The sequence below is a fragment of the Mycobacterium sp. 1164985.4 genome, assembly GCF_001668575.1.
Taxonomy (GTDB): Bacteria; Actinomycetota; Actinomycetes; order Mycobacteriales; family Mycobacteriaceae; genus Mycobacterium.
This window is the reverse complement of the sequence record NZ_LZMD01000115.1, coordinates 45882-61165: the sequence shown is the minus strand read 5'-3', so window position 1 is coordinate 61165 and position 15284 is coordinate 45882. Positions and strand designations below refer to the sequence as shown.

At 66.8% G+C, this 15284-nt stretch carries 21 protein-coding genes and 1 pseudogene; 9 read left to right on the top strand and 13 right to left on the bottom strand.

Features of this window, described 5'->3' with window-relative positions:
- On the bottom strand, positions 1-301 hold a 301-nt coding region (locus A5650_RS26610), incomplete at its 3' end, for a DUF4192 family protein (RefSeq protein WP_231992810.1).
- Here A5650_RS26610 and A5650_RS25745 point away from each other — a divergent pair.
- A pseudogene (locus tag A5650_RS25745) lies at positions 251-601 on the top strand (DUF4192 domain-containing protein); the annotation flags it as partial. The gene A5650_RS26610 and the pseudogene A5650_RS25745 overlap by 51 nt on opposite strands.
- 35 nt (positions 602-636) lie before the next feature.
- Here the strand turns inward: A5650_RS25745 and A5650_RS25740 are convergent.
- The 3 genes from A5650_RS25740 to A5650_RS25730 all read right to left on the bottom strand — a co-directional run bounded on the left by A5650_RS25740 (position 637) and on the right by A5650_RS25730 (position 2968).
- Positions 637-1332: an iron-dependent transcriptional repressor DtxR gene (locus A5650_RS25740; protein ID WP_067298961.1), complete on the bottom strand. Its 696-nt coding sequence runs from the start codon at positions 1330-1332 to the stop codon at positions 637-639.
- Between the two features lie 127 nt (positions 1333-1459).
- Entirely contained in the window at positions 1460-2419 is a 960-nt protein-coding gene (gene sigB / locus A5650_RS25735) for a sigma-70 family RNA polymerase sigma factor SigB (RefSeq protein ID WP_067089929.1), read from the bottom strand.
- Positions 2420-2566: 147 nt separating this feature from the next.
- Positions 2567-2968 carry a DUF3099 domain-containing protein gene (locus tag A5650_RS25730; protein ID WP_197501989.1) on the bottom strand — a complete coding sequence of 134 codons (402 nt, stop codon included), beginning with the start codon at positions 2966-2968 and terminating at the stop codon, positions 2567-2569.
- Positions 2969-3034: 66 nt separating this feature from the next.
- Between A5650_RS25730 and A5650_RS25725 the strand changes: the two genes are divergently transcribed.
- Positions 3035-3271 (top strand): DUF3039 domain-containing protein, encoded by a 237-nt coding sequence (locus A5650_RS25725; protein WP_064350987.1) that lies wholly within the window; start codon positions 3035-3037, stop codon positions 3269-3271.
- Here A5650_RS25725 and A5650_RS25720 read toward each other — a convergent pair.
- Both A5650_RS25720 and A5650_RS25715 read right to left on the bottom strand, forming a co-directional pair.
- The gene (locus A5650_RS25720; RefSeq protein ID WP_067298957.1) at positions 3261-4253 is read right to left on the bottom strand and encodes a YihY/virulence factor BrkB family protein; all 993 of its coding nucleotides are present in this window, start codon (positions 4251-4253) and stop codon (positions 3261-3263) included. The genes A5650_RS25725 and A5650_RS25720 overlap by 11 nt on opposite strands.
- Positions 4254-4317: 64 nt before the next feature.
- Entirely contained in the window at positions 4318-4512 is a 195-nt protein-coding gene (locus tag A5650_RS25715) for a DUF7455 domain-containing protein (protein ID WP_064350917.1), read from the bottom strand.
- 130 nt (positions 4513-4642) lie between these two features.
- Here A5650_RS25715 and A5650_RS25710 point away from each other — a divergent pair, with 130 nt between their 5' ends.
- Positions 4643-5002: a DUF952 domain-containing protein gene (locus tag A5650_RS25710; RefSeq protein ID WP_067298955.1), complete on the top strand. Its 360-nt coding sequence runs from the start codon at positions 4643-4645 to the stop codon at positions 5000-5002.
- On the opposite strand, the gene A5650_RS25705 is transcribed toward A5650_RS25710, so the two are convergent.
- Positions 4999-5373, bottom strand: coding sequence for a RidA family protein (locus tag A5650_RS25705; protein ID WP_067298953.1), 375 nt, complete (start codon positions 5371-5373; stop codon positions 4999-5001). The two genes, A5650_RS25710 and A5650_RS25705, sit on opposite strands and share 4 nt — an antisense overlap.
- A gap of 56 nt (positions 5374-5429) precedes the next feature.
- On the opposite strand from A5650_RS25705, the gene A5650_RS25700 reads away from it, so the two are divergent.
- Positions 5430-6212, top strand: a complete 783-nt coding sequence (locus A5650_RS25700) for a hypothetical protein (protein WP_067298951.1) — start codon at positions 5430-5432, stop codon at positions 6210-6212.
- 3 nt (positions 6213-6215) lie between these two features.
- Here A5650_RS25700 and A5650_RS25695 read toward each other — a convergent pair whose 3' ends face one another.
- Complete coding sequence (locus A5650_RS25695; RefSeq protein WP_231992809.1) at positions 6216-7280, bottom strand: methyltransferase; 1065 nt, start codon at positions 7278-7280, stop codon at positions 6216-6218.
- A gap of 228 nt (positions 7281-7508) precedes the next feature.
- Here A5650_RS25695 and A5650_RS25690 point away from each other — a divergent pair, with 228 nt between their 5' ends.
- Entirely contained in the window at positions 7509-7991 is a 483-nt protein-coding gene (locus tag A5650_RS25690; protein ID WP_156744349.1) for a hypothetical protein, read from the top strand.
- Positions 7992-7996: 5 nt separating this feature from the next.
- On the opposite strand, the gene A5650_RS25685 is transcribed toward A5650_RS25690, so the two are convergent.
- Both A5650_RS25685 and ppgK read right to left on the bottom strand, forming a co-directional pair.
- Positions 7997-9505 (bottom strand): RNA polymerase sigma factor, encoded by a 1509-nt coding sequence (locus tag A5650_RS25685; RefSeq protein ID WP_067298967.1) that lies wholly within the window; start codon positions 9503-9505, stop codon positions 7997-7999.
- 201 nt (positions 9506-9706) lie between these two features.
- The gene (ppgK, locus tag A5650_RS25680; RefSeq protein WP_067298945.1) at positions 9707-10513 is read right to left on the bottom strand and encodes a polyphosphate--glucose phosphotransferase; all 807 of its coding nucleotides are present in this window, start codon (positions 10511-10513) and stop codon (positions 9707-9709) included.
- Between the two features lie 136 nt (positions 10514-10649).
- Between ppgK and A5650_RS25675 the strand changes: the two genes are divergently transcribed.
- The gene (locus tag A5650_RS25675; protein ID WP_067298943.1) at positions 10650-11492 is read left to right on the top strand and encodes an inositol monophosphatase family protein; all 843 of its coding nucleotides are present in this window, start codon (positions 10650-10652) and stop codon (positions 11490-11492) included.
- A gap of 36 nt (positions 11493-11528) precedes the next feature.
- On the opposite strand, the gene cei is transcribed toward A5650_RS25675, so the two are convergent.
- On the bottom strand, positions 11529-12185 hold the full coding sequence (gene cei / locus A5650_RS25670) for an envelope integrity protein Cei (RefSeq protein ID WP_067298941.1): 657 nt from the start codon (positions 12183-12185) through the stop codon (positions 11529-11531).
- Positions 12186-12351: 166 nt separating this feature from the next.
- On the opposite strand from cei, the gene A5650_RS25665 reads away from it, so the two are divergent.
- On the top strand, positions 12352-12654 hold the full coding sequence (locus tag A5650_RS25665; protein ID WP_014815424.1) for a DUF4193 domain-containing protein: 303 nt from the start codon (positions 12352-12354) through the stop codon (positions 12652-12654).
- A 143-nt stretch (positions 12655-12797) separates the two neighbouring features.
- Here the strand turns inward: A5650_RS25665 and A5650_RS25660 are convergent, their stop codons facing one another.
- Positions 12798-13274, bottom strand: coding sequence for a DUF3093 domain-containing protein (locus A5650_RS25660; RefSeq protein ID WP_067298939.1), 477 nt, complete (start codon positions 13272-13274; stop codon positions 12798-12800).
- A 25-nt stretch (positions 13275-13299) separates the two neighbouring features.
- Between A5650_RS25660 and dut the strand changes: the two genes are divergently transcribed.
- Positions 13300-13764, top strand: coding sequence for a dUTP diphosphatase (gene dut, locus A5650_RS25655; protein ID WP_067298937.1), 465 nt, complete (start codon positions 13300-13302; stop codon positions 13762-13764).
- Position 13765: 1 nt separating this feature from the next.
- Positions 13766-14539 carry a DUF3710 domain-containing protein gene (locus A5650_RS25650; protein ID WP_067298935.1) on the top strand — a complete coding sequence of 258 codons (774 nt, stop codon included), beginning with the start codon at positions 13766-13768 and terminating at the stop codon, positions 14537-14539.
- Positions 14540-14575: 36 nt separating this feature from the next.
- Here the strand turns inward: A5650_RS25650 and A5650_RS25645 are convergent, their stop codons facing one another.
- Positions 14576-15274: an alpha/beta hydrolase gene (locus A5650_RS25645; RefSeq protein ID WP_067298932.1), complete on the bottom strand. Its 699-nt coding sequence runs from the start codon at positions 15272-15274 to the stop codon at positions 14576-14578.
- Between the last annotated feature and the right edge of the window lie 10 nt (positions 15275-15284).

Here is a 15284-nt window from a genome sequence, read left to right as displayed (position 1 = left end):
GCGGCATATGCCCCCACAACGCCTCGGCTTGTGGCGCACGCTCGCCGACCGCGAGAGCGTAGAGCGTGTCACGGACCTGCAGATCCGTCAGAGCCGCCGCGATCCGGACCAGCGTCTCGTCGGACAACGCGTCGCCGTCGGCGACACGGGCGGCGGCCGCCATCACCGCCTCGATGTCGCGGCAGGCGTCGGCGTTCGCTCGTGCCGCTCGCGCATCATCGATGCGGACAGCCAGCGTGTCCGCATGGGCGGGGTCCGTGACACGCTCTACGCTCTCGCGGTCGGCGAGCGTGCGCCACAAGCCGAGGCGTTGTGGGCGGAGATGTCGCGACGGCTTCCGGAGCAGTGGCGGGTCGAGGCCCTGGTACTGCTGGCGTTCTCGGCGTACGCGCGTGGCGACGGTCCGCTGGCCGGAGTGTCGCTGGAGGCGGCTCTGCGGTGTGACGGCACGCATCGGATGGCGGGGATGCTCGACACCGCGCTGCAGTCCGGCCTGCGGCCGGAGCGGATTCGGGAGCTGGCAACCACGGGTTACCGGTTGGCCGACCAACTGGGCGTGCGGTTACCGCCGCGCCAGGCGTTCGGGAGGCGGGCCGGCTGATCGCCGGCTGGCGGGCAGGAGCACGATCGGCTGGGTCAGACCTTCTCGACCTTGACGGCGTGCGCCATGTGATGAGGCAGTTCGACCTGTTCGTGGCCGGGGATCACGATCATCACCCCGCCGTGGTCGTTGGTCTGCACGGTCACGCGGGCGTTGGGCACCACGCCCGCCTCCTTGAGTCGGCCGATGAGGTCGACGTCGCCCTGGACGTGCTCGGTCAGCTGCCGCACCACCACCGCGACGGGCATTCCCGCCGGCAGTTCGGTCAGGCGCACGAGGTTCAGGGGGTCACGGTCGGAGGAGGTGCTGACCAGGCCCAACTCGGACAGCCCGGGGATCGGGTTGCCGAACGGGGACGTGGTCGGGTTTTTGAGCACCTGAACCAGCCGACGCTCGACGTCCTCGCTCATCACGTGCTCCCAGCGGCAAGCCTCGGCGTGGACTTCCTCCCAGGGCAGCCCGATGACGTCGACGAGCAGCCGCTCGGCGAGTCGGTGCTTGCGCATGACAGCCACGGCGAGAGCGCGCCCCTTCTCGGTCAGCTCGAGGTGGCGGTCCCCGGCGACGTGCAACAGGCCGTCGCGCTCCATGCGAGACACCGTCTGGCTGACGGTCGGGCCGCTCTGATCGAGACGTTCCGCGATGCGTGCACGCAGGGGTACTACGCCCTCTTCCTCGAGGTCGTAGATCGTCCGCAGGTACATCTCTGTGGTGTCGACCAGATCATTCATTGCGCTAACCCTCCGTCGAAGGTGAGTCTACCGGCTGGAGGGTCTGAACTGCGTTGTTACGTCTGCGACACCGGCTCGAGACGACACGATCCCCGCCGGTTGACGCCGGCGGGGATCATCGGGGCTTCTAGCTGGCGTAGGAGCGGAGCCGATCCGCGCGTTCGCCGTTGCGGAGCTTGGCCATGACCTCGCGCTCGATCTGGCGGACCCGCTCGCGGGAGAGCCCGAACAGCTTGCCGATCTGGTCGAGGGTGCGGGGCTGGCCGTCATCGAGGCCGAACCGCAGCCGGATCACCTGTTGCTCGCGCTCGTCGAGCGTGGCGAGCACGTGCCGGATGTCGGTGTGCAGCAGCTCGGAGATGACCGCATTCTCGGCGGACATTGCCTCGGCGTCTTCGATGAAGTCGCCCAGGGGGGCTTCCTCGTCGCTGCCGACCGGCATGTCGAGGCTCACCGGGTCGCGGCTGTGCTCGAGCAGATCGGTGATCTTCTCGACCGGGATGCCCGACTCGGCCGCAAGTTCCTCATCGGTGGCTTCGCGTCCGAGGTTTTGATGCATCTCGCGCTTGATTCGAGCGAGCTTGTTGACCTGCTCGACGAGGTGCACCGGAAGCCGGATGGTGCGGCTCTGGTCGGCCATGCCGCGGGTGATCGCCTGTCGGATCCACCACGTGGCGTACGTCGAGAACTTGAATCCCTTGGTGTAGTCGAACTTTTCCATCGCCCGGATCAGGCCCAGGTTGCCTTCCTGGATCAGGTCGAGCAGCGGCATCCCGCGGCCCGTGTAGCGCTTCGCGAGCGACACCACGAGGCGCAGGTTGGCCTCGAGGAGGTGGCGTCGTGCGGCCTCACCGTCGCGGACCACCGCGGCAAGATCACGTTTGCGGTTCTCTCCCAAGCGCTTCCGCGTCTCGAGCAGGTGCTTGGCGTAAAGCCCTGCCTCGATGCGCTTTGCGAGCTCCACCTCGTCGGCGGCGTTGAGCAAGGCCGTTTTGCCAATGCCATTGAGGTACACGCGCACGAGGTCAGCCGCTGGACTCTGGGCGTCCAGGTCTTGGTCGACGCGGATGGTGCTGGCATTTGCCATGACGGCCTCCTGATCAAGTCGAACTGTCATGAGCTACAACGCCCACGAGGTCCAAAGAGTTCCCAGCCATTGGCTGGTTCACACCTTCTGATCAGCGGTTTCTCGGCGAGGACCTGAGAATGTCCTTAGAAAAGCGATAGAAGCGTCTCAGCTGGGAACATCACCGTTCGCGGTGCGCCCCCCGGGTTGCGGCGCGGCGATGGTCCCGTGTTCCAGCGCTGGCCGCTCGGCGGTCGCGACCTCCGGCGAGCGGTGCCGGTTGTCGTAGCGACGCGGCTCCTCGGGACGGCGCGGCGGGCGGTCGTTGGCGATGAGAACGGCGATCCACGGCAGGGGAATCGAACCGACCAGAATGGCCAGCGAGATCAGCCCGTTGTGCCAGATGCCGTAGGCGACTGCGGCCAGGACGAGGGCCGGGATGCGAAACGACATGATCGTCAGGTATTTCCGAACCCGTTGGCGGTGCTGTTCCTCGTAGGCGGGAGCGGCGCGAGTGATCAGGACGGGCCGACCGTCGTCATCGAAACTCAGCTCGGGGCTTTGTTTCATAACTCCACTGTTCCACATTGTGGCTCCGCTGTACGGGTCGGTTTTCTTACGGGCAAAATGGTCGTCATGCAAACCCAGACGATCGAGCGCACCGACACCGACGAACGCGTCGACGACGGGACTGACAGCGATACCCCGAAGTTCTTCCACTATGTCAAGAAGGACAAGATCGCCGAGAGCGCGGTGATGGGAACCCACGTCGTCGCCTTGTGCGGTGAGGTGTTTCCGGTGACGAAGTCGGCCAAGCCGGGTTCGCCGGTGTGCCCGGAGTGCAAGCGCATTTACGAGAAGCTCAAGAAGTAGCGCGGTCGGCCGCTGTGCTCGGGGCGGGCGCCGGCTCCTCGGCCGAGGCGCCGTTGAGTGAGTCCGCTTTCTCCTTGAGCCACCACCGGAACCGCTTGGCGTGGGTGTCCGCGGCGGGCCACTCCTCCTGGATGGCGGCGTTGAGTTCTGCCCCGATCATGATCGCGAATCCGAGGAAGAACGCGAACAACAGGAAGGCGATCGGCGTCGCCAGCGCTCCGTAGGTGTAGCCGGTCGCGGTGATCCACGTCAGGTAGAAGCGCAGCCCGAACGTCGCCAGCAGGAACACCACGGTTGCCAGGATCGAGCCCAGTAGCAGCCGGTGCGACGGCAACGGCTTGGGGAGCGAAACCCGGTAGAGGATGTTCACCGACACGATCAGCCCCAGGATCAGCACCGGGTAGTACCCGAAGCGCAGGATGTGGTCCCAGCTGTCGGGGATGAATGTCGCGATCTTGCGCGGCCCCAACGCGATGAACGGCGCCGCGAGAATCGCGCCGACCAACATCACCACGTACAGGCCCAGCGCGTAGAACCGCTGGCGCACCGGATGGCGCAACGGCGTCTGGTCGTGCGCCTCGGTGATCGAGTCCACGAACGCCGAGATCGCCGACGACCCCGCCCACAGCGAGATCACGAACCCCACCGACACCACCTCACCGCGGGCACCTTTGACGATGTCGCGCACCGTCGGCTCGATGATCTCGGTCACCACGTTGGTGGAGAAGAAGCGCGCGGCGGTATCGATGATCTGGTCTTCGATCATCGGGAGCGTCTCGGGCCCGAACAGCGGAGCGATGTACGCCAAGCTGCCGAGCATTCCGAGAAGTAGCGGGGGAAGCGACAACGCAGACCAGAACGCCGCCTGCGCGGACTCCGAGAAGATCGAGTCGTCCCAGCTCTTGGACAAGGTGCGCCGCACGATGTGCCGAATGTGGTGGCGCGACGGCTTCGTCGGCAGCGGCCGAGGCTGGTCACTCATGACCAGTCCAGCATTACTGACGAATGGTGCTCCTGCCCAGAGCGGCTGTCAGCCGTGTCGGGCGCTATGCCTCCACCGGGCTGACTTCGAGGACGGCGGCCAGTTCGATCAGCTTGGCCTCGTGCTCGTTCGCGTGGTGCTGGCAGAAGAGCAACTCCGCTCCCGAGGGAAGCTTCGCGCGAACCCGTGCAGCGGCGCCGCAACGATCGCAGCGGTCAGCCCGGGTCAGTGGGGGACTGGTGAGCGTTGCGTTCGTCATTGCGGACCTCCGTACTGTCGCGTGCATCTACTGTCTCAGACGTTTTGACTTTCGGCGTTGTTCCCAAAGGCTTTACCGGTGTGTCGTGTCTCACCGTTACCTCGAGTTGCCGACACGGCAGGCTGGCGATATGAACTCGGCGCCCACGGTTCTGGTCCACTTGTGTAGCAAAGACGAATGGCGGTCCGCCCGAGCGCACGGCGAGCATCGCCCCGATTCGTTGGCCACAGTCGGTTTCGTGCATCTCTCGACACCCGAGCAGGTGCATCTGCCGGCCAACCGGCTGTACGCCGGTCGCACCGATCTGGTGCTGCTCCACATCGACGCCGCACGACTGTCCTCTCCGGTTCGCTGGGAATCCGGTGTACCCGCTGATCCCGTGGGGATGGAGTTCCCACATCTGTACGGGCCTTTGCCGATCCGGGCTGTGATCCGCGTCACTTCTTATCTGCCCGATGCCGATGGGCGGTTCGCTCCGCTGGCGCCCTAGTTCGGGTCCTTCACATAGGCGTCGGCCTCGATCTCCACGAGGAGGTCCGGCGCAATCAGCGCGGCCACCTCCACCATCGTGGCCGCGGGACGGATGTCGCCGAACACTTCGGCATGCATGGCCCCGACATCGCGCCACAGCGAGATGTCGGTGACGTAGATGCGGGTGCGTACCACGTCGGACAGCGATGCGCCCGCCTCGTGCAGGGCGGTCTCGATGCGTTTGAGGGCGTCGCGTGTCTGAGCGGCGACGTCCACTCCAACGCCCGTGGTGCCTGCCACGGCGACGTAGGGGCAGGTGCGCACCGCCCGCGAGTAGCCCACCGCAGCCTCATACTGCGAGCTGGAAGCGATGTTGCGCCGCTCTGGCATGGCTTCAAAGTAGTTCACGCACGAGGCCGGACCGACCCTACGTACAATTACAAATCGTGGGCATTTTGTTAGGTCTGGCACCGTGGATCGTCTACTGGGTGCTCGTCGGCAATGTTCCGTTCACCGTCGCGGTGCTGATCGCTCTGGCGGTCGCGGTTGCCGGTTTCACGCTGGGACAGCTGCGGGGCGGTCCCGGAAAGATGCTCGAAATCGGCGCTCTGGCAACATTTCTGGTGCTGACGGTGCTGACCTTTGTGCTCGACGAATCGTTCCTCGAACGCTGGATCTTTCCGCTGAGCAACCTGGGGATCTTCCTCGTGACGCTCACCAGTGTCTTGATCGGCCAGCCGTTCGTGCGGGAGTTCGCCGAAGCGGGGCAGCAGGCTCATGTCGTCAAGAGCGACCTGTTCGCCCGCATCACCTCGCAGCTGACCTGGATCTGGGTGGCGGCGTTCGGCGGCATGACGGTGTCGTCGGCGATCCCACCGATCGTCGACCGCGATGCGACGGTCCTGGATACCGACACACCGCTTTCCTTCCTCTGCTACTGGGTCATCCCGTTCGCGTTGGTGGCGGGTGCGGCGTTCGCGACGCGGGTGCTGCCGGACCGGATCGCCGCCGGCGCGGACGACATCGTCCGCAAGACGTCGTTCGTCGCATTCGCCGAAGCCGAGATCGACCAGTTGATGTATCTGGCCACCGAGCACGCCAACCGGGAGGTAGGCCCCGGCAAGGAGGCTTACGACATCAAGATCGGAAGCAAAGGCATTCCGCTGACCGGCGACGAGACGCGCGAATCGTGGCCGTCGACGTACAAGGTGCGCGACAGGAGGCGGTGAAGGTTAGATCGGGGACGCTTCGACGATCGAGATCGGCGTGACGGTGTCGATGATGCGGTCGAGCCGGAAACCCGCGCGGCGCAACAGATCTGAGTAATCGGCGCGAGTGCGCTCCTTGCCGCCCACGGTGACGAGCATCTCGAGGTCCAGTTGGAAACCGATGAACGGCGTGGCCCGTTCCGGCAGAACCATTTCCAGCAGCAGCAGCTTGCCATGAGGGGCGATCGCGGTGCGGACGTTACGCAGGATCGTCAGCGAGTTGGCGTCGTCCCAGTCGTGGATGATGTTCTTCATCACGTAGGCGTCGCCGCCTTCGGGAACCCGCTCCAGGAACGAACCGCCCTCGGCGATGCAGCGGTCCGCTACTCCCGCGGCCTTGAACGTCGTGGGGGCGTCGGTGACCACTGACGGCAGGTCGTAGACGATGCCGCGGGCATCGGGCGCGCCGTTCAGGATGGTCGACAGCAGCAGGCCGTGGCCGCCCCCGACGTCGACGATCAACTTGAAGTCCTTGAAATCGTATTGGCCGAGGGCGATTTCGTTGGTGATGCCGCTCGTGGCCGTCATCGCCTTGTTGAACACCTGGGCCAGGTCGGGATCGGTGTCCAGGTAGTCGAAGTACGGCATGCCGCGCAACTTGATGACCGACGGTTCGCCGGTCTGTACCGAATGCAGCAGGCTGCCCCAGTCCTCCCAGCGAGCCCGGTGCCCGATGAACAACACCATGTCGCGCATCGACTCCGGGTGGTCGGTGCGCAGGGCGTCTCCGACCTTGGTCAGGCTGAACGTGTCGTCACGGTGATGGTCGAGAAGGCCCTTCGACGACAGCGCCCGCATCAGCCGGTACAGCGCATCGGGGTCCGCTCCGACCCGCTCGGCGATGTCGGCGGCGCGTGCCGGCCCGCTCGCGAGCTCGTCGGCGACGCCCAGTTTCGCGGCGACGTACATTGTCTGCGTCTGCCAGGCACCGGTCGCCATTTCGAGGATGGCGACGCTCGCGGGCACCGTAGAGCGGTGAAGATGTTGCAGGGTTGCGCGCACCCGGTTGACGACGCGGACCACGGGCATGGGCGGAACCATCGCAGGCTTATTCGGCACGGCGGGAAACACTACAGGTTCCACGCCGGGTGCGTTTGCTAGCCCTGGACGAACGGGAACGTGTCGCGACGGGCCGTCCCGTGAGATCGCGTCATTCGCCCCAACACTCGCGGGCCCCCCGTTGATCGTAATTGCGTCCAGGCCCGGTCGCCCGCGTTGCATACTGCCGACACGCGAGCCGGACACGAAGGAGTGGGCATGGGAAGCAGGGGGGTGACCGCGGCGGCATTTGTCGTCGCGGCAGGGATGGTGGCGATCGGTGTAGCCGCCCCGGCGAACGGCACGGACCAGATCACACAGAATGCGCTCGGCACCTACGAAGCCGCTTACGAGTGGGGCCCGACGACGTGGGTGGTCACGCCCTGTGAAGGCGATGCGTTCCAGTGCGTGCACGTCACCGAGTACGGCGCGGGCGACACCGAGCGGAAGTCGCCGGGATGGAGCGCGAACGCCTATTGGCAGGTCGGCTGGTGGATCATTCGAGACACCCTGACACCCGATGCGCTCACCTGTGAGGACGGCTCACAACACGACCTACCCATGAACTACGCCTGGGATGCCGCCAGCGGAAAGGGCGTGCGCTCCTACCACGAACCGGGGATATGTGGGGACGCCTATAACGGCGCCAACGAATTCCAGCTGAACAGGGTCGGACCGCCGCCGCCACCGCGGCCGGCGTAACGCGACTAGTCGAGGTAGTCGCGCAACACCTGAGAACGGCTGGGGTGGCGCAACTTTGACATCGTCTTCGACTCGATCTGGCGGATCCGCTCGCGGGTCACGCCGTACACCTGACCGATCTCGTCGAGCGTGCGCGGCTGACCGTCGGTGAGCCCGAACCGCAGCCGCACGACGCCGGCCTCTCGCTCGGACAGCGTCTCCAGCACCGACTGCAGCTGATCCTGCAGCAGTGTGAACGACACCGCGTCGACAGCTACGACGGCCTCGGAGTCCTCGATGAAATCGCCGAGCTGCGAGTCGCCCTCGTCGCCGATGGTCTGGTCCAGCGAGATCGGTTCACGTGCGTACTGCTGGATCTCCAGCACCTTCTCCGGCGTGATGTCCATTTCCTTGGCCAGCTCTTCGGGCGTGGGCTCGCGACCCAGATCCTGGAGCAGCTCACGCTGGATGCGGCCGAGCTTGTTGATCACCTCGACCATGTGCACCGGGATGCGGATGGTGCGGGCCTGGTCGGCCATCGCACGAGTGATCGCCTGGCGGATCCACCAGGTGGCGTAGGTGGAGAACTTGTAACCCTTGGTGTAGTCGAACTTCTCGACGGCGCGGATCAGACCCAGGTTGCCTTCCTGGATGAGGTCGAGGAACGCCATTCCGCGGCCGGTGTAGCGCTTGGCCAGCGACACCACCAGTCGCAAGTTCGCTTCCAGCAGATGGTTTTTCGCGCGGTCACCGTCGCGACAGATCCACATCATGTCGCGGCGCTGCGCGGCGGGCAGCTTCTCGCCCTTCTCGGCGAGTTCGGCCATCAACTGGGTGGCGTACAGCCCGGCCTCGATGCGCTTGGCCAGCTCGACCTCTTCTTCGGCGTTGAGCAGCGCGACCTTGCCGATCTGCTTGAGATACGCACGCACCGAGTCGGCGGACGCGGTGAGCTCGGCGTCCTTGCGGGCCTGCCGCAGCGCCTCTGATTCCTCTTCGTCCCAGACGAAGTCGCCGGACGCCTTGTCCTTCTCGGTCGGCTCGGCGATCTCGTCGTCCTCGGCGACGGCTTCGTCGCCGGCCTCGGCGGCGGGGGCGTCGCCCTCGGCGGCCTCCGCGGCCTCCGCGGTGTCCTCGGTGGCCTCGTCGTCGACCTCGAGATCCTCCAGGTCGATGTCGGCGTCCTCGGCCGCGAGATCCTCGTCGGGTTCGGCTTCGAGGTCGTCGGTCTCGAGTTCGTCGGTTTCGCCGTCGAGCTTGGTGTTGTCGGGTTCGCCGACGGTGGCTTTCTTGGCGCGTCCGCGCGGTGCTGCCGTCTTGGCGGCCTTCGCCGCCTTGGCGGGTGCCTTGCCTGAGGTGGGTGCCTTGGCGGCCTTCTTGGCCGGCGCCTTGGTGGCGGCGCGGGTCTTGGTGGCTTTCTTGGCCGGCGCCGTCCCATTGGCCGACTTCGCCGCGGTCTTCTTGGCGGGGGCGGTTTTGGTAGCGGTGCGCTTCACCGGCTCATCGGTTGCCGGGCTTGCCTTTGTCGCTGCCACGAACACCCTTTCCTTGTGCTACTCATCGTGGGCTGGGCCCACCGCGAAGCGCGGGGGAGGTGTGCCCCATCGATGAGCGTTGGCTGTCGAATATTGGCGGTTGATAATCGCCGCTATCCAGGCTGCGGCCGCCATCGACCATTGTAACGACAGTGTGGGATAACGCCGCCTCCACCGGCAAATATCGGGACTTCGGCGTGGCTACTTGGCGGTAGCTGTGACGTCCACCTCAGCGGCCATCGCGGCGCCCACGATGCCCGCGGTGTTCTGTAGGGCGGCCGCCACGACGGGCGTGCGGTTCTTCAGCAGCGGGATCCACTTCTCGGCCTTGCGGCTGATTCCACCACCGGCGATGAACAGGTCCGGCCAAATCGCGTTTTCGATGGCTACCAGCACTTTCGTCACCTCGACGGTCCACCGCTCGTAGTTCCAGCCCTTGCGTTCCTTGACCGACGAGGCGGCGCGGTGCTCGGCTTCTTTTCCGCCCACCTCGAGGTGACCGAACTCCGTGTTCGGCAGCAGCGCCCCGTTGTGGATCACAGCCGAGCCGATGCCGGTGCCGAAGGTGAGCAGCACGATGACGCCCGTGTTGTCCCGCCCCGCGCCGAACTTTTCTTCGGCCAAACCGGCGGCGTCGGCATCGTTGAGAACCGTGACGGGCTGCCCGTCGAGGGCCCTGCTGTAGAACTCGCTGGCATTGCTGCCGATCCATTCCTTGTCGACATTGGCGGCGGTGCGCACGATGCCGTCGGTGACGACCCCGGGGTAGGTGACTCCGACCTTCTCCGTCCAGCCGAACTCGCGAACGACGGCCGCGACGGTCTTGCTCACCGCCTCGGGGGTCGCGGGCTGCGGTGTTGCGAGCTTGAATCGATCGCCGATCAACTGCCCGGTATTCAGGTCGACGATGCCGCCCTTGACACCGCTGCCGCCGACATCGATCCCGAACCCCCGCCGTTGGCTGCCGTTGACACTCGGGACGACGGAGGGCGGATCGGTCGCGGTCATGTGCGCTCCTCTACTTCGGGCAGGCGTGCCGCAGCCAGGTATGCGTCCCACACATTAGTGGCTCGGCGGAGGCTACGCGGGCCTGTCGGGGCACACAGTCGGCGACAACACCGGGCGGACATGCTGCGATGGATGGATGCCTCAACACGACGCCGATCCCGTCCAGCTGCGCTCGGTCGCCGAGCAGCTCGCCACCGAAGCGGCCGCTTTTGTGCGGCGGCGTCGTGCAGAGGTTTTCGACGGCCCGTCACACGACGCCCCCGGTGTGCGGACCAAGAGCTCACCCACCGACCCGGTCACGGTCGTCGACACCGAGACCGAGCGGCTGATCCGCGACCGGCTGGCCGAGCTGCGTCCCGGTGAGCATGTCCTCGGCGAGGAAGAAGGCGGTTCGCCTGCGCGTGGGGACGCCCTCACCTGGGTGCTCGATCCGATCGACGGCACGGTCAACTTCGTCTACGGGTTGGAGGCGTATGCGGTGTCGGTGGCCGTGCAGCGCAACGGAAATTCGGTGGCGGGCGCGGTCGCGAACGTGCCCGCCGGCACGGTGTACTCGGCCGCTCTCGGCCACGGCGCGCATGTGCGAGGCGCCGACGGCACCACACCGCTGCGTGCGAGCGCCGCCGACGATCTCTCAATGTCGTTGTTGGGCACCGGATTCTCCTACGACCGCGACCAGCGGGCCCGCCAGGCGGAGGTGCTGACGCTGGTGCTGCCCGAGGTGCGCGATGTGCGCCGGATCGGATCGTGCGCCCTGGACTTGTGCATGGTGGCGGCGGGTCAACTCGACGCCTACTACGAGAACGGCGTGCACCTGTGGGACTGGGCCGCCGGAGCGCTCATCGCGGCGGAGGCGGGTGCCGCGCTACGTCAGCCGCAGGGGAGTGGGGCGACCGGCGGGCCGGGGTTCATCACGGCCGCCGCACCGGGCGTCGCTGCTGCGCTCGATGACCTGCTGCGTCGTGCCGGCGCACCATAAAAGATCGAAATCCGCTGTCGGACAGCGAGATAGACGTCAGCAGGTTCCCGAGTGAACCTTGGACAACAGCGACGAGTCGGATGCCTGGGTCGCGTCGGGCCGCAGGCTGGCCAGCACGGCTTCGATGTCGTCGCTGCTGCTCAGCTCGCTGAAGTCGGTACCGAGAGCCAGATCGACGGTGTCGTCTTCGCGGTCGTCCTGGAACAGTTCGGTGCACGGCGCGACCAGCCACACCGCGGCGGCCGCGGCGCGTCCGGCCTCACCGAATCGGATCTGCCCCTGGCATTCCAGGCGGGCGGTGGTGTAGATCGGGTCGTTGGCCGCGGTGGGCTCGGCGAACCCGAGGTCCTTCAGGGCGCCGGCTACCTCGGCGGCCTGCCCGCCTTGGCCGCTGGCGTTGAGCACCCGGATCTTGGTGTCGGCGAGTCGGGCGGGGCTGACCTCGACCATGTCGGCGCTCGAGATCTGTTGACCCAGCCTCGGGGCGGGGGCGTTCGGGTCGGCGGGTGCGGGCGGCGGATTACAGATGGCGGCCTCGGGCACGTCGGCGGGTCGGCTCAGCGCGATGACCCATACGAGCAGCGTCACCACCGACAGCGCGACCAGCAACAAGATGCCCGGCAGGTAGTTCCGCCGTCGGAAGGGGCGCCCGTGTTCGTCGAACGCGGTTCCCTCTGTGATTTGCGCGACCACGCCTGCACTCTAAAGCCCCTGCTCCCGGGTTCTTCGCGTGGGATGATCCGGTATGTGACATAAATCACAGTGCAACGGGTACTCATACGGGCACGAATCGTTTGGTGGATGCGTTCGACGCTGGTACAAAGCTCTGCTGCACAAGGTTTATCCGGAGGGGACCACGATGGCTACCGATTACGACGCCCCACGGCGTACCGAGACCGATGATGTCTCGGAAGATTCGCTCGAGGAGCTGAAGGCGCGGCGTAACGAGGCCCAGTCGGCGGTTGTGGACGTCGATGAGTCGGAATCCGCGGAGTCCTTCGAGCTGCCCGGCGCTGACCTGTCCGGCGAAGAGCTGTCGGTGCGAGTGATCCCGAAGCAGGCCGACGAATTCACCTGCTCGAGTTGCTTCCTTGTCCACCACCGCAGCCGGCTGGCCAGCGAGAAGAACGGCGTGATGATCTGTTCGGACTGCGCCGCCTAGTCGCTCGCGGTTCACCCACCGGTCCCGATTCGCAGCTCAGCTGCTCCGGCCCAAATTCGCAGCTCAGCTGCTCCGCCTGAATTCGCAGCTCAGCTGCTCCGGCCCAAATTCGCAGCTCAGCTGCTCCGGCCCAAATTCGCAGCTCAGCTGCGGAGCGCCGCCAGGACCTTGTCCGGATGACGACAACTCACCAGCCAGTACGGCGTGGGATCGTCCGGATCGTCGAGCACGATGAGAACCATCGGGCCAATCCATGCCCGATGAACGACGTAGGCGGCCGGATCGAGTTGACGTCCCAGAGCCGCGGATTTGGCGCTGCGAGGCACCTCGGCCGACCGGGCGATCACCTCGGCGGGCAGATGCGCGGCGCCCGCCCACAGCTCGGTGCCCTGCGGCCCGCTGACCACTCGCACCTCCATGCGGCCCAGCCACAGCAGGACGACCGCGGCGACCGGCAACAGCAGCGCGAACGGCAACCATCCGGGAATGGCGGGAACACCCATCTCGATTTCGACCGCAATCAGCGCCGCGAGACCCAGGCCCGGCGGCCACCACCACCACGGCACCCAGAGCCGCTCGCGGTAGCGCACGGATTGCGTCGTGGCGCGCGTGTCGGACACGCGGCCAAGAGTAATCTCTGACGTCGTGCCCACTTCTCTGGCGGTCGTGCGCCTCGACCCTGATCTGCCGATGCCCAGCCGTGCCCACGACGGCGATGCGGGCGTCGACCTCTTCAGTGCGCTCGATGTCGACCTGGCGCCCGGGCAGCGTGCGCTGGTTCCGACCGGCATCGCGGTGGCGATCCCACACGGGATGGTCGGATTGGTGCATCCCCGTTCGGGTTTGGCTGCGCGCGTTGGGCTTTCGATAGTCAACAGCCCAGGCACCATCGATGCGGGCTACCGCGGCGAGATCAAGGTGTCGCTGATCAACCTCGATCCGCAGCAACCGATCATCGTGCACCGCGGCGACCGCATCGCACAGTTGCTGGTTCAACGGGTCGAACTGCCCGAGCTGGTCGAGGTCACGTCGTTCGACGAGGCCGGTCTCGGTGAAACCACCCGTGGTGAAGGCGGCCACGGTTCCTCCGGCGGACATGCGAGTTTGTGAGATGGCATTCGGTAAACGCAAAGACAACGAGACGCCCGACGACGTCGAGGAGGTCGTCGAGCAGGACGCCGTCGACGACGAACTGGACGGCCCGTTCGACATCGAAGACTTCGACGACGCCGAGACTGCTGCCGCCGGCCGGCTGGACCTGGGCTCGGTCCTGATCCCGTTGCCCGAGGGCGGGCAGGTGCAGGTCGAGCTCACCCCGCAGGGAGTGCCGAGTGCGGTATGGGTCGTCACCCCGCACGGCCGGTTCACCGTCGCGGCCTACGCCGCCCCCAAGAGCAGCGGTCTGTGGCGCGAAATCGCCTCCGAACTCGCCGAGTCGCTGCGTAAGGACGGCGCCGAGGTATCGATCCAGGACGGGCCGTGGGGTCGCGAGGTCGTCGGCGTCGCGTCCGCCAAACAGGCCCAGGCGGCCCAGCAGGGACAGCCGGGCGTGGTGCGCTTCATCGGCGTCGACGGCTACCGGTGGATGATCCGCTGCGTCGTCAACGGCCCGCAGGAACACATCGACGCACTCGCCGCCGAAGCTCGAGAAGCGTTGGCCGACACCGTCGTTCGGCGCGGAGAGACCCCGCTGCCGGTGCGCACCCCGCTGGCGGTCGAGCTGCCTGAGCCGATGGCCAACCAACTGCGCGAGGCCGCCGCGGCACAGCAGGCCGCCGCCCAGCAGGCTCAAGAAGCCCAGCAGGCCGGCCCGCCAGAACCGGTCGCGCGCCGCAGCGAGCAGGGCTCCGCGATGCAGCAGCTGCGGACGATCACCGGCGGCTGACCGGAGACCCGTCAGCGACCCACTCCGCGTAGGACGTCAAACCTCCAGTAGCGCGGCCACGCACGCGGCGCCCAGCACTCCCGGATCGGCGCCCATCTCGTCGAGCGTGACCGTGCGCAGTGCCGCCTGGGGCGCCGCAGTCACCCACTCGGCGGCCACCTCGATCGGATGCACCGGATCGTCGGGTGCCGCCGCCACGCCGAGCGGGACGACGAGCCGCTGCAGGTCCTCACACGTGGGCGCGACGTAGTTCGCCGCCTCCTCCATCGCCTCCGGCAGCGACGGCCATTGCCCGAGCCATGATCGGGTCAGCTCGTCGCCCAGCCACCGCGGGCTCGACGCCCGCATCGCTGCGCTGGTGGCCGCTAGCCCGTCGCGGCGCAGCAGTTCCGCCGAATGGCGCGCCGCGGCCGCCGCGGGGGCGTGCTGCGGGGAGCCGGTCCACGCCGGAAGAGCCGCGAGCACCGCCACCGCCCGGCTCGGATGCGTCAACGCCCACGCAGTCGCGACCGCCGCGCCGATCGACACGCCCCCCACCGCAATGGGTCCTGCCCGCGCCGCGTTGTCGAGTGCGTCCCGGTAGCCGTCTACGAGACGGTGCGGCTGTGGCGGCGGTGTGACAAGCGTCGCACCCTGCTCGTGCAGGGCACTGGAAAAGGCCCGGTAGACGAAGTCGTCATCGGAGCCCGTGCCAGGTAGCAGCACCGCGGTGACGCCGCGCAGAGTGACCGTCATGACTCGATCC

Bases quoted from the DNA above. Each gene is read 5' to 3' on its own strand.
- A5650_RS25710 (WP_067298955.1), top strand. From the start codon at position 4,643: ATGAACTCGGCGCCCACGGTTCTGGTCCACTTGTGTAGCAAAGACGAA.
- A5650_RS25675 (WP_067298943.1), top strand. From the start codon at position 10,650: ATGCCTCAACACGACGCCGATCCCGTCCAGCTGCGCTCGGTCGCCGAG.
- A5650_RS25725 (WP_064350987.1), top strand. From the start codon at position 3,035: ATGCAAACCCAGACGATCGAGCGCACCGACACCGACGAACGCGTCGAC.
- A5650_RS25705 (WP_067298953.1), bottom strand. From the start codon at position 5,373: ATGCCAGAGCGGCGCAACATCGCTTCCAGCTCGCAGTATGAGGCTGCG.
- A5650_RS25645 (WP_067298932.1), bottom strand. From the start codon at position 15,274: ATGACGGTCACTCTGCGCGGCGTCACCGCGGTGCTGCTACCTGGCACG.
- A5650_RS25665 (WP_014815424.1), top strand. From the start codon at position 12,352: ATGGCTACCGATTACGACGCCCCACGGCGTACCGAGACCGATGATGTC.
- A5650_RS25715 (WP_064350917.1), bottom strand. From the start codon at position 4,512: ATGACGAACGCAACGCTCACCAGTCCCCCACTGACCCGGGCTGACCGC.
- ppgK (WP_067298945.1), bottom strand. From the start codon at position 10,513: ATGACCGCGACCGATCCGCCCTCCGTCGTCCCGAGTGTCAACGGCAGC.
- A5650_RS25740 (WP_067298961.1), bottom strand. From the start codon at position 1,332: ATGAATGATCTGGTCGACACCACAGAGATGTACCTGCGGACGATCTAC.
- sigB (WP_067089929.1), bottom strand. From the start codon at position 2,419: ATGGCAAATGCCAGCACCATCCGCGTCGACCAAGACCTGGACGCCCAG.
- A5650_RS25690 (WP_156744349.1), top strand. From the start codon at position 7,509: ATGGGAAGCAGGGGGGTGACCGCGGCGGCATTTGTCGTCGCGGCAGGG.
- A5650_RS25695 (WP_231992809.1), bottom strand. From the start codon at position 7,280: ATGCCCGTGGTCCGCGTCGTCAACCGGGTGCGCGCAACCCTGCAACAT.
- A5650_RS25650 (WP_067298935.1), top strand. From the start codon at position 13,766: ATGGCATTCGGTAAACGCAAAGACAACGAGACGCCCGACGACGTCGAG.
- A5650_RS25720 (WP_067298957.1), bottom strand. From the start codon at position 4,253: ATGAGTGACCAGCCTCGGCCGCTGCCGACGAAGCCGTCGCGCCACCAC.
- A5650_RS25730 (WP_197501989.1), bottom strand. From the start codon at position 2,968: ATGAAACAAAGCCCCGAGCTGAGTTTCGATGACGACGGTCGGCCCGTC.